This window comes from Haloterrigena alkaliphila (genome assembly GCF_017352155.2).
In the GTDB taxonomy this organism is placed as follows: Archaea; Halobacteriota; Halobacteria; order Halobacteriales; family Natrialbaceae; genus Haloterrigena; species Haloterrigena alkaliphila.
In genome coordinates this window covers 3,783,372-3,797,566 of sequence record NZ_CP071462.1, presented here as the reverse complement: position 1 = coordinate 3,797,566, position 14,195 = coordinate 3,783,372, and the positions used below count along the sequence as shown (strand labels likewise).

Sequence of the window (14,195 nt, the reverse complement as noted above, 5' to 3'; positions counted from 1 at the left end):
GTTTCGATCACGCGTGAGAAGGAAGTTGAGTGAATGTCGTTCCTGAACGACGAACTTCGGAGAATCGAAATGTAGTTTCAGTCGCATCAGCCGTTTTTGAGTCTGATATATTTGTCAGTAATCGTTACGCACGTGTGTATCTCCCAATAGCTATTTGAAAGGGGACGTAGCAAGGCATTACATGGCAAGGAGTAGCGAGGGTAGTGGTAGCAGCGATCGAGAGACGAAAGACGGGGAAGGTATCACCAGTGAAGCCAAAACCTTGGAATCCCCGATCGAGACAGGGTCTTTCACCGATGGCAGTGGACTCTATCACCCCAGTCCAAACCCGCCGTTTGAGCCGAAGCCCTGTCAGGATTGCGGGACTCACGTCGACGGTCAGAAGAGAGCCGGATGGTGGTTAGAACGAGAATGCTGGCAGAGTCCGAATAAGTACGAACTGTACTGCATCTCGTGTTGCGTCGAAAAGATGGCGTCGTGGCCGAACTATCCGGACGTTGATACCGAACATGACGTGAAAGAGATCCTCCAGTTGTGAGGTCGTTTCGCTGTCTTTGCATAACCCGTAGCGTCCTCGAGGAGACGGTATGTACTCGCTTCTCTGGAGTTATAGTTGAGAACGCAGTACCGGTTCCATTCGGACGGACGACTCAGAGACGGGATGATGACGCCTGAGTCTGCGCGATACCCGACCAGAATCAGATCCGTGCTCCCGATATAATCACCGAGTCGCGCTGAAGAGCGGTCGCGTCTGCGACGTAGCCATAGGTCTGCTGCAATAGCCGACACAACTCATTACTGTATACGCTATTCAGAACACTTGTGAGCGAGCTTACGGTGAGGCCCATTAGAATACCGTACGCGTAATCCAGATACACGACACTCACGATGGTGAGTAGACGACAGTTCCTCGCCTCTGCGACAGGAGTATCCGTCGCGTCGGTCACCGCCGGGTGTGCGTTCTTTTCAGATGACGGTGATAGCGACGAAAGTGAACTCGCGACGATCGCGTACGACGAGTATTCGGACCCAGGAGCTATCTACGACCAGTCGCTTGCTAACTATAGCGGCACCCCCGAACGGCATCAGTGGACGGACGATCCCGCCGGATCGGACGACATCGTCCTCGAGATCCCGTTCGGCGAGGGCGTCGACCACGCCGGAAACGCCGCGCTCGCACTCGACAATTCCGATCTGGAGGTGACCACAACCGATCACGGGCAGGCGAACCGGGTGTATCAGCGGTTCCAGTTGTACCTTCCGGAAGACTTTCAATTGCCCGATGGCGACACCCTTCGGTTCTGTTACGGTGGGATAAGTTACTCGGCGGGCGGCGCCCACTCCGGTGGCGGGATGCCCGACGGAACGAACGGCTGGTCGAGTCGGCCGTACCTCACGCGTCGCGACGCGGCCGACGGAACACCGGCACCGGACGACGGCTGGCACGTGGGTGAGTACACGTATCATATGGATCAGTCGAGTCCCGAGGCGGGTGATAGAGCGGTGTTTGGCAACGTCGTCGTGGATCCGGGCGACTGGATCACGGTCGAGACCGAAGTCGTCTGTAACACGTGGTCGGGCTCGTCGGCGAACGCAGATGGCGTCACGCGCTGCTGGATCGACGGCGCGCTCGCGTACGAGGAACAGGGATTGAGGTGGACGACCGACGATTCGAATCGGATCGAATTTTGCGGATTCACGGGTTACTACTGGCCGGGTAGCGACGGGAGTCCGACTGCGCAGTCGATCTACTTCAAAAATCACGCCGTCTCGACGACCGCTCGAAACACCGTCGTGACCCAGTCATAAGGCGTTCCGATACCTGCTTCCGCTCTACTGAGGACGAGGTTCAGTTCGCGAATCGAGCCATCACAAACCACAACGCATACGTCGATCCTCTCCAAGAGACGGCCATGCTCGACGTCGGCGACGAAGCACCCGAGTTCGAACTTCCAAACCAGCACGGCGACCTCGTTCGGCGCTCCGATTTCGAGGGCGAGCGCCTCGTCGTCTACTTCTATCCGCGGGCGAACACCGACGGCTGCACCACCGAGGCCTGCGCGTTCAACGACGCGAAACCCGACTTCGACGACCGCGACGTCTCCATCGTCGGCATCAGCGACGACCCGGTCGCGGACCTCGAGTCCTTCGCCGACGACTACGACCTCGCGTTCGACCTCCTCTCGGACGAACACGGCGAGGTCGCGTCGCTGTACGACTCCTACGGCGAGAAACAAATGTTCGGCAACACGTTCGACGGCGTCTTCCGTAACACCTACGTCGTCGACCCCGACGGCCGCATCGAGGCGGTCTACGAGGGCGTCACGCCGGACGGACACGCCGAAGAGGTTCTCGCGGATCTCGAGGACTCGTCGGCGGAAGTCTCCCCCTGAGTGACGTCGGCGGAAGTTTCTCCCTGATCGGACGCTCGTATCTCTCCCTGAGCGGGCTCTCGTAATTCGGTTTCCGGACGCGTGAGCCGTCGGCTCGGCGGGCGAGTGACGCTCGAGAAAAAACTGCGAAACGACCAGTCGGGTCGCGATCCGTTGCGACCGTCTTACTGGAAGGTGCGACCGAGCTGGTCCTTTTCCTGGCCCGGTTCGGCCGTGTTGAACTGCTCTTCGATCTCCTCGTACTGCTCGCGCGTGTCGGGAGTCACGCTCGGGTTGACCTCCTCGAGCGCGTGTTCGAAGTGCTCGCGGCTGAGTCGGACGTTCCCGATGGTGTCGTCGATATCCTCGGGGTCGACCGAGTTGATGAACTCGCGGCTGGCGGCCATCGACGCCTCGCGGCAGACCGCTTCGATGTCGGCGCCGACGTAGCCCTCCGTCTCCGCGGCGAGCCAGTCGAGGTCGACCGCGTCGGCCAGGGGCTTGCCTCGGGTGTGGACCTCGAAGATCTTCTTGCGCCCGCTCTCGTCGGGGACGGGCACGTGGACGTGGCGGTCCAGGCGTCCCGGACGGAGCAGCGCCGAGTCGATCAGGTCGGGGCGGTTGGTCGTGGCGATCACGACGACGTCCTCGAGTTCCTCGAGGCCGTCGAGTTCGGTCAGCAGCTGGCTGACGACTCGTTCGCCGACGCCGGAGTCGCCCTGCTGGCGGCCGCGCTGGCCCGCGATCGAGTCGATCTCGTCGAAGAAGATCACGGTCGGCGCGTTCGCCCGCGCCTTCTCGAAGACCTCGCGGACGCCCTTCTCGGACTCGCCGACGTACTTGTTCAGCAGTTCGGGGCCCTTGATCGAGATGAAGTTCGACTGGGCCTCGTTGGCGACGGCCTTGGCGAGCAGCGTCTTCCCGGTGCCCGGCGGGCCGTACATGAGGACACCCTTGGCGGCCTGCATGTCGAGCTGGTCGAACACCTCGGGGTAGTCCAGCGGCCACTGGACGTTCTCGCGGAGGCGCTCCTTGGTGTCATCGAGGCCGCCGACGTCGTTCCAGGTGACGTCGGGAACCTCGACGAAGACCTCGCGCATCGCGGAGGGCTGGATGCCCTTGAGCGCGTCCTTGAAGTCGTTCTCGGTGACCTCGAGCGTCTCGAGGACCTCGGCGTCGATCTCGTCTTCCTCCAGATCGAGGTCGGGACGGATGCGACGCAGGGCGTTCATCGCGCCCTCGCGGACGAGACTCTCGAGGTCGGCGCCGACGAACCCGTGGGTGTTCTCGGCGTACTGATCGAGATCGATTCCCTCCTGGAGGGGCATCCCGCGGGTGTGGACCTGCAGGATCTCCTTGCGGCCGTCCTTGTCCGGGACGCCGATCTCGATCTCGCGGTCGAAGCGACCGCCGCGGCGGAGCGCGGGGTCGATGTCGTCGACGCGGTTCGTCGCGGCGATGACGGTGACGCGCCCGCGCTCCTCGAGGCCGTCCATCAGGCTGAGCAGCTGGGCGACCACGCGCCGTTCGACGTCGCCGCCGGCGTCTTCGCGCTTGGCGGCGATCGAGTCGAGTTCGTCGATGAAGATGATCGCGGGGGCGTTCTCCTCGGCCTCCTCGAACACTTCCCGCAACTGCTCCTCGCTCTCACCGTAGTACTTCGACATGATCTCCGGACCGGAGATCGTCTCGAAGTGGGCGTCGATCTCGTTGGCGACGGCTTTCGCCATCAGGGTCTTCCCGGTGCCCGGCGGTCCGTGCAGGAGAACGCCCTTCGGCGGCTCGATCCCCAGCTGCTGGAACAGTTCGGGGTGGCGCATCGGCAGCTCGATCATCTCGCGGACCTGGTCGAGTTCGTCGTCCAGGCCGCCGATGTCCTCGTAGGTGACGTTGGGGACGCCCTCGGCGGAGCCGCCGGGGCCCGAACTCACCTGCTCGGCCGGCGTCTCGGAGATCTCGATGTTCGTCGAGTCCGTGATGACGACCGTGCCCGAGGGCGACGTGCTCGCGATCTTCAGCGGCACCGACTGGCCGGAGCTGGCCATCGGGCCGAACGAGAGCGAGAACGGCACCGTCTGGCCCTCGGTGACGGCCTGACCGCTCAGCTTGTCGCGGACGAGCGGACCGATATCCCCGCGAATGCGGAGGTTCTGGGGCAGCGCGACCGTGACCGACTTGGCGGGGTTGACGTCCGCGGGTTCGACGCTGACGTTGTCGTCGATCCCGACGTTGGCCTCCTGTCGAAGGCGGCCGTCGATCCGGATGATTCCTCGCCCCTCGTCCTCGGGGTAGCCGGGCCAGACGCGTGCGACGGCCTGGCTGTCGCCCGCTCCCTGGATTACGATGTAGTCCCCGTTCTCCAGATCGAGTTCGCGCATCGAGACGCGGTCGATCGCGGCCAGTCCGCGCCCGGCGTCCTTCTGTTTCAGTGGTTTAACGGTGAGTTTCATAGATCGCCCTCCATCTCGACAGTCAGGACCCCGTTTTTCATAAACGTGTGCGCGTCGTCTGCACCGTCGGGGAGTTCGAGTTCGTACTGTTCGCCGTCGACGACCACGATGACCGTCTCGTCGACGACATCGACTGCGGTCTCGGCGTGTTCGGTTCCGAAGTCGACGGCCAGCACCGCGGCGTCGTCGTACTCGTATCGACGGGCTACCTGCCCCTCTTCTCGGGTGAATTGTTCGAGAGTCATGCTGTAACTAACCCAAAGTAAGCACTGCTACTATATAAACTTATCGCCAGCAGATTCGATGACGGCGTCGGGGTACCGATCGAGTTAGCTGTTCGTGGTTCACACCACTCGAGTAGCGACTGCGCGGAGCGGTCGACCGGCGCCATCAGCATCGACCGTCGCCGCCTCGCGGCCTGCGCCCCTGGACCGTCGAATCCTCGGGCCCGGTCGGAACCGGTCAGGACAGTATTGGAGTGGAAGTCGCCGCCGGTGTCGGAGGCACCGCGGGAGCCTCGAGAGTTTAAGCGTGCCGCCGTCGTTCGTACGCGTATGGAGACGGTATCACACCACGGCCGCGAGACGGCCTACGAGGTTGCCGACCGCGATGGCGACGGGTCACCCATCTGTTTCGTCCACGGGAGCGGCGGGTCGCGCGACGCCTGGAAGGAACAGCACCGCCTCGCCGACCGAAACCCGATCGTCACGCTCGATCTCAGCGGCCACGGCGACTCCGACGACATCGACGCCCGGCCCGGCTACACGACGCTCTCGGCCTACGCCGACGACGTGGCGGCCGTCCTCGAGGCCACCGAGAGTCGCGTGCTGGTCGGTAACTCGCTGGGCGGGGCCGCCGCCCTGCAGCTCCTGATCGAGCGCGAGCTGGATCTCGACGCGGCGGTGCTCCTCGGCACCGGCGCGCGCATCGGCGTCCTCGAGGACCTACTGGAGTGGCTCGCCCACGATTACGAGCGAGCGATCGAGTTCCTCCACGGGCCCGATCGACTCTTCCACGACCCCGAGCCGGACCTGCGCGAGAAGTCGATCGAACGGTTCCGCGAGGCCGACCAGCAGGTCGTTCGCCGGGACTTCCTCACCTGTCACGAGTTCGACGTGCGCGACGACCTCGAATCGATCGACGTCCCGACCCTCGCGATCTACGGCGAGCACGACCAGTTGACGCCGCCGTGGTACCACGAGTACCTCGCCGAGGAGATCGACGACGCCTGGATCGCCGAACTCGAGGGGGCGGCCCACCTCGCGATGCTCGAGCAACCGACGGCGTTCAACGCGGCCGTCACGGAGTTTCTGAACATCGTCTCCGAACGGTAGGAAGGAGGCGGAGCAGGGCGGAGAAAAGAGGCGAGAGCGGGGCTGAGAACGGGGGTTACGGGCGGACCGGGTCCCGGAGTCGACCGCAGTTGAACCGATGGCTGCCGGCTACCGACGGGTCGCCAGCGAGACGAACGAATCCCCGGTTGCCGTGAGCCACTGGGACGAAATCTCGTCGGCCTCGAGGCCGCGCGGGAATATCGTGCAGACGGCGATATCGTCGTCGTGTTCGACGGTCACGTGCTGGAGAACCGTCGAGTCGTCGCCGGATTCGCGGTCGTCGACCGGTTTCGTCGTCGGTTCGATCGTGGAATCGGGCTGTTCAGACATGGGAGCACACCGCGTCGGTACTACCGAGTACTCGACCGAGACGTATAAACACTGGCGATAAATATACAATATCCCTTTTTGGACATAATATGTCCGTAGTATTCTCGCAGCGACCGATCGTGCTCGGATAGCAGTCGTCGGATAGCCCGTTTACTCGAGCGAGTCGCTCCCGGCAGATCGGCTCGAAAATCAGAGCGAACGCGCGACGGGTCAGTAGATGTCCTCGAGGTCGCTCTCTTCGTGGCTGTGTTCCTCGGCGGGGAAGCTCCCGGACTCGACGGCATCGACGTAGTCGTCGACGGCGGACGCCATCTCCTCGCGGACGTCGCCGAACTGCGCCGAGAACGAGGGCGACCACTCGCTCAGGCCGACCGCGTCGTCGATCACGAGCACCTGGCCGTCGCAGTCCGGGCCGGCGCCGATCCCGATCGTCGGGATGTCGATCGCCTCGGTGATCTCGGCCGCCAGGTTCGCGGGCACGTGCTCGAGGACCAGCGAGAACGCGCCCGCCTCCTCGTGTTCGATCGCGAGCTCGAGCATCCGCTCGGCCGCGTCTCGATCGGTCCCCTGCCGGGGGTAGCCGCCGTACTGATTGACGTGCTGGGGGGTCAGGCCGAGGTGGGCCATCACCGGAATCCCCAACTGGACCATCTTCTCCGTGATGTCGACGGTGTGCGGGCCGCTCTCGAGTTTGACGGCCTGGGCGTCCTCCTCCTTGAGCATCCGCCCGGCGTTCTCGAGGCTCTCCGTCTCGTCGACGCCGAAGGAGAGGAAGGGCATGTCGGCGACGACGAGGGCGTCCTCGGTCGCTCGCGAGACGGCGCCGACGTGGTGGGCCATCCCGTCGACGGTGACGGGGAGGGTCGTCTCGTGACCCAGCGCCGTGTTTCCCACGCTGTCGCCGACGAGGATGATGTCGACGCCCGCTTCGTCGACGATTCGGGCCGTCGGCGCGTCGTAGGCCGTCAGCATCGTGATCGGTTCCTCGCCCGCCTGCTCCCTGACGTCCCGCACGGTAGGCATACCCGTGGATTGGTCGCCGAGGACTAAATACCACCGTGCTTTACCGAAGGGGATCGCGCTCCCGCGCGCCGCTCGCTTCCGAGCGCGACCCGTCTTCAGGAACGCTGGCCCGTTTGGGGACCGAAAGCGCGAGATCCGCGGTAATTAAGAGGCACGGGTCGTCACTGTCAGTCGTGCCAGAACGCGTCGAGACGACGAATCCGGAGGGGGTCGACTACGGCTGGGTGATGCAGGTCACCTTCGTCGCCACGATCGTCGTCGGCGCGCCGATCGTCGCCCTGCTCTCGACGAACGTCGACCTCGCGACGTGGCCCGATCGCGCCGAGTTCGCGATCCGCGTCGGCGCTCCGATCTGGTTCTGTACGGCCCTCGTCGTCTTCGCGTACGCGAAACGGAACCTGCGCTGACGTTCGCCACCGCTCAAACTCGACGCTCGCCATCGATCGACCTCGACGCTCGCTACCGGCCGACCCGCTTCTCAGACGCCCGACGGCCCGTCGCCGACGAATTCGAACGCGACGCCCGCTCGTTCTGCGGTCAGCCGATCCCGGTCGGAGTCGCCCACGAACAGCGCTCGCTCCGGTTCGGCCTCGAGTTTCCGGACGGTCTCGAGTAACGGCTCCGGATCCGGCTTCTGCGTCGCCACCGTGTCCCGACCGACGACCGCCTCGACGGCCCCGGAGAGGTCGTGGCGCTCGAGGGCGATCCGGCAGGCTCCCTCGCAGTTCAGCGAGCAGACGCCGACCGGCACCCCCTGCTCGAGCAGTTCGTCGGCGTGAGCCAGCCGGGGTGCGGTCTCGGCCCCGTCGCGTTCGTGGGCCGCGATCGTCGACTCCACTTCCTCGGCGAGTCCGACGTCGCTCGCGGCCCCGAGCAGGTCCCACAGCTCTCGGCTCGGCGGCTCGATACCTGCGGATTCGTACACCTCGAGGACGTCTCGGGCGACCGCGTCCCAGTCCACGTCGAGGTCGACGAGCGTTCCGTCGAGATCGTAGACGACGGCGTCGTAGGCTGTCACGCACGGGGATAGAGCCGGGAGGTGAATAGTGACTTCGGTATCCGCGACCGTACACGACGAAACCGGTGCGGTTCTATCCGGTCGCGTTCGTCACAGCCGCTCCACGGAGTGCTGCAATCCGACTACCCGGCGTGCGGTGGCGCGCGCTGTCGGCCAGCCGAACGAGAGTGAGGGTGGACGACAACGCCGTGCGAGGGATGAGCGAGGGAGCGCAGCGACCGAGTGAATCGGCTGGGGAGGGCGTGGCGATTCCCAGTTGCCACGATAGCAGAGCACGCGTTTCCGTCTTGGCTCCCTCGAGTTCTACTTGACCCCTCGAGTCCCCCGTTCCACTCGCACCTCTGGCCAGCGAACCGTCGTTCTAGTCGAGCAACTCCCGCGCGATCACCGTCTTCTGGATCTCGGTCGTCCCCTCGTAGATCTCGGTGATCTTGGCGTCCCGGTAGAGGCGTTCGACCTCGCCCTCGGTGACGTAGCCGTAGCCGCCGTGGATCTGGACGGCCTCGTTGGTGACGAACATCGCCGCCTCGCTCGCGAAGTACTTGGCCATGCTGGCCTCGAGCGCCGCGCCGCCCGCGCTCGAGTCGGTCCCTCGCTTCCGGGCCGCGTCTCGAGTTAACAGTCGCGCGGCCCGCGTCCGGGTGGCCATCTCGGCGAGCTTGTGCCGGATCGACTGGATGTCCGAAATCGGCCCGCCGAACTGCGCTCGCTCGTCGCTGTAGGCCAGCGCCTCGTCGAGGGCGCACTGGGCGAGCCCCACGGACTGCGCGGCGATCGCGATGCGACCGCCGGTGAGGATGTGGAACGCGGCGGAGAGTCCCTTTCCCTCCTCTGTAAGCCGGTTCTCCGCGGGAATCCGAACCTCGTCGAAGGTCAGGCTCGTCGTGTCGCTTGCCCGGAGGCCGAGTTTGTCCTCTTTCTCGCCGACGGAGAGGCCGTCGACGTCGCCGGGCACCAGAAACTGCGTCACCGAGTTCGGATCGTCGCGGTCGGTCTTCGCGAAGAGGACGTAGACGCCCGCCCGCTGCCCGTTCGTGATCCACTGCTTCTCGCCGTCGATTACGTACTCGTCGCCCTCTCGAGAAGCTTCGGTCGACATCTCGGCCGGGTTCGATCCGGCGTGGGGTTCCGAGAGGGCGAAGGCGCCGACCGGCCGCCCCTCGGCCATCTCGGGCAGCCAGCGCTCCCGCAGGGCCTCGTCGCCGAACTCGGCGATACAGGAGGTGGCGAGCGAGTGGACCGACAGCGCCGTCGCGACGGCGAGCATTCCGTACGCGACCTCCTCGTTGACCACGGCGGCCGTCACCGGGTCCGCGTCGAAGCCGCCGTACTCCTCGGGTACCGTCAGTCCCGTCAGGTCGAGGTCGGCGAGACCGTCCCAGACGTCCTCGGGAAACGACTGCGTCTCGTCGGCCTCGAGCGCGGTCGGCCGGATCTCCTCGCTGGCGAACTCCCGGACGGTGTCGCGGATCGCCGCCTGCTCCTCGGTGAGTTCCATGGCCGATGTACGGGGGTCCGTGGCAAAAATTTCCGGGCTGGCCGGCGACGCTCGAGGGAGTGCGTCGATCGAGGCGTTTCCCGGCGGTCCTACAGCCCCGGCAGCTCCAGTTTCTCGAGTTGCGCGCGCATCGCCGCGGCCGACTCGTCGTCCTTCAGTCGGAGCGGTCTCCGCAGCGGGCCGGCGTCGAAATCGCGCATCCGGAGGGCGGTCTTGACGCCGGACATGTACGCGCCGCCGTGCTTGAACGCGTCCCGGACGTCGAAGATTCGGCTCTGGAGTTCCCGGGCGCGCGGTCGCTCGCCGGCGTCGTAGGCCTCGTAGCAGCCGACGACGAGTTCCGGGAAGGCGTTCGCGACGGCGCTGACAGCGCCCGAACAACCGACTGCGAATCCGGTGGTGATCAGCGAGTCCGAACCGGCGAGGAAGGTCAGTTCGGGGTGGTTGTCGATCGCTTGCACCAGCCACGGCACGTCCTTGCTCGAGTCCTTGACGCCCGCGAGATTGTCGATGGCCGCGAGTTCGTCGAGGGTCTCGAGCGAGAGTTCGTTGCCCGTCTTGCTCGGAATGTGGTAGACGTAGACCGGCAGGGAGACGGCCTCGGCGACCCGGCGGTAGTGCTCGAGCGCGGCTTCGTGATCGAGCGGGTAGTAGTAGGGCGTGACGACGACGATGCCGTCGGCGCCCGTCGATTCCGCGTGTTCGGCGTGGGCGACGGTCTCGTAGGTGCTCGGCGCGCCGACGCCCGCGATGACCGGCACCTCGTCGCCGACTTCCTCGACGACCGCCTCGACGACGCTCTCGCGCTCCGCGCCGGTCAGCAGCGGGAACTCGCCGTTGGTCCCCAGCGGGAAGACGCCGTGGGCGCCCCGGTCGACCACGAAGCGGGCGTGGTCGGCCGTCCGCTCGTAGTCGACCGACTCGTCGTCGTGGAACGCGGTGACCGTCGGCGGCACGACGCCGTGGAGCCCCAGCGGATCGTCCGCCCCGGGATCGTGATACGACATGGCCGTTCGTCCGCCGCGAACGGGCTTAAAAGACAAGCTTCCCTGACGAGCGCCGGAGTTAGTCCATCGGGCTCGAGACGCCGGCGCTCGGATCGGCTGCGAGCGCGAGAACCGCGCCGTCGGGTCCGTTACTCGGTCGCCAGTTGGCCCGTCGGTTCGTCGAGTTGCTCGCTGGCCAGCACGCGGTTCGCGCGCCGGAGCCGTTCCGAGAGCGCCTGGTGGGAGATGTCGAGTTCGTTGGCCAGTTCCTCGAGCGAAATCTCCCGCGGGACGTCGTAGTAGCCCTGCCGGTAGGCCTCGGAGATAGCCTCCTGCTGGGGCTCGGTCAGCGCCGCGGTCGTCTCGAGGTCCTCGTCCTGGCCGGCCTCGACCATCCGGCGAACGTCGACACGGGCGCCGCGGTCCTCGATGGCCGAGACGGCGTCGGAGAGCTCCTCGCGGTGGGGGAAGAGCAGCCGCAGCGTCCACTGGTCGTCGGCGACCTGCGCGTCGAGCAGCGTGCCGCCGTTGGTGTAGACCGCGCGACAGACCGAGCCGATATCCTCGCCGTACCGGAGCCGGTAGAACCACTCGTCCCCGTCGGCGTCCTCGAGAAGGCACTGGTACTCGGCGACGGTCGAATCGGCCTCGAGGGTCGCCTCGAGGTCGTCGCGGTCGACGTTCGAGAACCAGACGAGGGGCATCGTCCGCGACGGCCCCTCGGCGACGACGCTCTCGACGCGCACCTCGACGTCCGGGAACTGTTCGAACGTCGACGCGAGCGCGAACTCGTCGGTCGAGAGGGTCAGTTCTGCAATGGTCGTCATCGATCGATCACCCCGTACGGGTCGCTCGAGTCCGGTTGAAGAACGATACCGCTGTCCTGAGTGTGGCTCGTGTCGTTGGACCCGAATCGTCTCATAATTTCCTCGCCGATCCACGCTCAGGGGTGGCGAGAGCACCTGTCGGTACCCATCGATCGCTCAGCGGCGGCGTGATCGTCCGCGCCACTCCCGCTCGGATCGTGCTACCAACTGATACTGCGTGCGCTCGGTTGATGAGCAGGCTTTTGCATTCCAGCCGTTTAAGACAGCCTTTCACGGCCCGTGACGGTCAGAACAGGCTGATAACATGCTTCGCTCGGCTGCGGAACCGGAATTCGGTGGCGCGCGCTGTCGGAGGACCGAGCGATAGCGAGGGGATCCGACGGAACTGCGCGAGCGAATCGGCTGGGGAGGGCGTGGCGATTCCCTGTTGCCACGATAGCAGGACGCTTCGCTTCACCTACTCTGGTAATCGAAGCGCCGTTCCATTCGTACACACCATTCGATAGCGGCGAAGAACTGGCTGCACACTACCGACGAGCATAAGATTAATGCTCAGACAAGTCGAATAACTGCATAATGGCCGAGACCTCAGTGCCGAGAATCAATGTTGCTGAACGAACCGAAGTCGGTATGACCCTGCTGGGAATTGTATCGGCGGCTGCTGCATACTACACGGGACAGACTGGAAACTGGGAGCCGTTGATGGCGATCGCTATGGGACTTGCACTACTCGTCCTGTTCGTCACGTCAGAATCGTAAGCACGTGAATCGAACGGACGCATCGATCGAATCGAAATCCCAGTTCAACGACTCGAGCAACCCTTCGATCGTAACATCGCGAGAGCCGTAACCCATAGCACGAACAGTCACCGAGTCACTCGAGTCGCGCGAACCGATTCAACGCGTACACCGTCCGCAGGATGTCGACGCTCTTCCCGCGGTCGAAAACGAGTTCGTCCGTTTCGAGGACGTGCTCTAAGGTATCCTGCGAGGCGTGCTCGGGTGCGGCCGCGATGCCGGCGTCGTTCTCGTGGACCCACTCCATCACGCGCAGGTCGCTCTTGGAGTCGCCCATCACGAGCGCGAAGGGGTCGTCGACGCCCAGCACGTCCAGCGCGCGCTCGACGCCGACGACCTTGTTCAACTCGAGGCTGCCGATCTCGGCCGCGTCGGCCTCGTAGTAGGCGACGTCGATGCGCTCGAGGATAGCCGCGAGCGCGTCGGGCACCGCGTCGGCCGCGAGGTCGGGGTAGGCGCCCTCGCTCTCGAGGACGGCCCGAATCTCGGGGTCCTGCTCGGCGTAGAAGGTGCGCGTCCAGTCGGCGACGGTCTCGCCCTCGAGGTCGGCGGCGCCGTTGTCGTCCGCGGATTTTCCGTTGCCGTCGTCGCTCCCTCCTCCATCCTCGCTCGCTCCACCGTCGTCGCCCGCAGCGCCGTCATCCCCCGTAGCGCCGCCGTCGCTCGTCGCCTCGAGCGACTCACCGATCGCGTCGGCCAGCAGGTCGATCAGGTAGACCAGCGCGGCGTCGATGGTCTCCCGGGCCCGCTGGGAGCCGGTCTCGTAGTTGGGCTTCATCGTGACGTTGAACTCGTTGCCCTGCAGGTGACAGCCCCGGCGGAGGTCCTCCGGGGCCTCGGGGAGCACCCGCGAGCGCACGTCGTCGAAGACGTCCCTGATTCCGGCGTCCAGCTCCTCGTAGAGCAGTTGCTTCGTGTCGGCGCCGTGACCCGGCGCGAACACGCCGGTCCCGGCCTCGTAGACGATCGAGAGGTTCCCGGAGTGGACGATTTCGCTGCCCAGCCCCTGAATCGCGAACCCCTTGACGTTCTCTAGGGTCTGGCCGGTACAGATCACGATCGGAACCCCGGCCTCGTGGAACTCCGTCAGGACGTGCAGCGTGTCGCGGGGGATCTCGTTGTCCGTTCCCCCCGCCGAGCGCAGCGTTTCGTCGACGTCGAGGACGAGGACGTTCACCGCGCGGCCGTACTTGGCCTCGAGGTCCAAGGCGGTGAACGCCTGATCGCGGTCGGCCCGGGCGGCGACCTCCGCGAACGTCTCGCCGGCCGCGAACGCCGAGCGAATCTCGTCCTTGCGCCGCTCGAGTTCCTCGTTCGCGGTCTGCCAGTGCTCGAGCGCGACGCGGGAGTCGATCGCCGGAAAGACGTCGACGAACGCCTGATACTCCCGTAATTGGTCCGTCTCGTACTCGTCGTACAGCTGGTAGACGAGATCGTACCGCTCCATGTCCCCTACCGACCGCGGGCAGCAGGATAATCGTTTCCAGTTGGCCGCTCCAGCGTGACCGATCATACTACCCGATCACCAACGTACAGAATTTTTACTCGACTAGGAATAA

General features: G+C 65.1%; 14 protein-coding genes. 5 read left to right on the top strand and 9 right to left on the bottom strand.

Annotated features, from left to right (window positions below; genetic code table 11):
- Positions 1 to 891: 891 nt before the first annotated feature.
- Both J0X25_RS37505 and bcp read left to right on the top strand, forming a co-directional pair.
- The gene (locus tag J0X25_RS37505) at positions 892 to 1,809 is read left to right on the top strand and encodes a polysaccharide lyase (RefSeq protein ID WP_207288959.1); all 918 of its coding nucleotides are present in this window, start codon (positions 892 to 894) and stop codon (positions 1,807 to 1,809) included.
- Between the two features lie 104 nt (positions 1,810 to 1,913).
- Complete coding sequence (gene bcp, locus J0X25_RS37500) at positions 1,914 to 2,393, top strand: thioredoxin-dependent thiol peroxidase (RefSeq protein WP_207288958.1); 480 nt, start codon at positions 1,914 to 1,916, stop codon at positions 2,391 to 2,393.
- 164 nt (positions 2,394 to 2,557) lie between these two features.
- On the opposite strand, the gene J0X25_RS37495 is transcribed toward bcp, so the two are convergent.
- Positions 2,558 to 4,822, bottom strand: coding sequence for a CDC48 family AAA ATPase (locus J0X25_RS37495; RefSeq protein WP_207288957.1), 2,265 nt, complete (start codon positions 4,820 to 4,822; stop codon positions 2,558 to 2,560).
- Entirely contained in the window at positions 4,819 to 5,067 is a 249-nt protein-coding gene (locus J0X25_RS37490) for a DUF7127 family protein (RefSeq protein WP_207288956.1), read from the bottom strand. The genes J0X25_RS37495 and J0X25_RS37490 overlap by 4 nt, the downstream gene beginning before the upstream one ends.
- 309 nt (positions 5,068 to 5,376) lie before the next feature.
- Here J0X25_RS37490 and J0X25_RS37485 point away from each other — a divergent pair, with 309 nt between their 5' ends.
- Positions 5,377 to 6,156 (top strand): alpha/beta fold hydrolase, encoded by a 780-nt coding sequence (locus J0X25_RS37485; RefSeq protein WP_207288955.1) that lies wholly within the window; start codon positions 5,377 to 5,379, stop codon positions 6,154 to 6,156.
- 108 nt (positions 6,157 to 6,264) lie between these two features.
- Here J0X25_RS37485 and J0X25_RS37480 read toward each other — a convergent pair whose 3' ends face one another.
- The gene (locus J0X25_RS37480) at positions 6,265 to 6,486 is read right to left on the bottom strand and encodes a DUF7511 domain-containing protein (protein WP_207288954.1); all 222 of its coding nucleotides are present in this window, start codon (positions 6,484 to 6,486) and stop codon (positions 6,265 to 6,267) included.
- A 210-nt stretch (positions 6,487 to 6,696) separates the two neighbouring features.
- Complete coding sequence (panB, locus tag J0X25_RS37475; protein WP_207288953.1) at positions 6,697 to 7,509, bottom strand: 3-methyl-2-oxobutanoate hydroxymethyltransferase; 813 nt, start codon at positions 7,507 to 7,509, stop codon at positions 6,697 to 6,699.
- 173 nt (positions 7,510 to 7,682) lie between these two features.
- Between panB and J0X25_RS37470 the strand changes: the two genes are divergently transcribed.
- Complete coding sequence (locus tag J0X25_RS37470) at positions 7,683 to 7,916, top strand: DUF5822 domain-containing protein (RefSeq protein WP_207288952.1); 234 nt, start codon at positions 7,683 to 7,685, stop codon at positions 7,914 to 7,916.
- A gap of 71 nt (positions 7,917 to 7,987) precedes the next feature.
- On the opposite strand, the gene J0X25_RS37465 is transcribed toward J0X25_RS37470, so the two are convergent.
- The 4 genes from J0X25_RS37465 to J0X25_RS37450 form a co-directional block, all read right to left on the bottom strand.
- Positions 7,988 to 8,527: an HAD family hydrolase gene (locus tag J0X25_RS37465; RefSeq protein ID WP_207288951.1), complete on the bottom strand. Its 540-nt coding sequence runs from the start codon at positions 8,525 to 8,527 to the stop codon at positions 7,988 to 7,990.
- A 361-nt stretch (positions 8,528 to 8,888) separates the two neighbouring features.
- Complete coding sequence (locus J0X25_RS37460) at positions 8,889 to 10,025, bottom strand: acyl-CoA dehydrogenase family protein (RefSeq protein WP_207288950.1); 1,137 nt, start codon at positions 10,023 to 10,025, stop codon at positions 8,889 to 8,891.
- An 89-nt stretch (positions 10,026 to 10,114) separates the two neighbouring features.
- Positions 10,115 to 11,032 carry a dihydrodipicolinate synthase family protein gene (locus J0X25_RS37455; protein WP_207288949.1) on the bottom strand — a complete coding sequence of 306 codons (918 nt, stop codon included), beginning with the start codon at positions 11,030 to 11,032 and terminating at the stop codon, positions 10,115 to 10,117.
- Positions 11,033 to 11,160: 128 nt separating this feature from the next.
- A complete protein-coding gene (locus tag J0X25_RS37450; protein WP_207288948.1) occupies positions 11,161 to 11,838 on the bottom strand; it encodes a helix-turn-helix domain-containing protein in 678 nt (225 codons plus the stop codon).
- A gap of 576 nt (positions 11,839 to 12,414) precedes the next feature.
- On the opposite strand from J0X25_RS37450, the gene J0X25_RS37445 reads away from it, so the two are divergent.
- The gene (locus J0X25_RS37445) at positions 12,415 to 12,597 is read left to right on the top strand and encodes a hypothetical protein (RefSeq protein ID WP_207288947.1); all 183 of its coding nucleotides are present in this window, start codon (positions 12,415 to 12,417) and stop codon (positions 12,595 to 12,597) included.
- Positions 12,598 to 12,712: 115 nt separating this feature from the next.
- Here J0X25_RS37445 and J0X25_RS37440 read toward each other — a convergent pair whose 3' ends face one another.
- Complete coding sequence (locus tag J0X25_RS37440) at positions 12,713 to 14,083, bottom strand: HAD family hydrolase (protein ID WP_207288946.1); 1,371 nt, start codon at positions 14,081 to 14,083, stop codon at positions 12,713 to 12,715.
- Between the last annotated feature and the right edge of the window lie 112 nt (positions 14,084 to 14,195).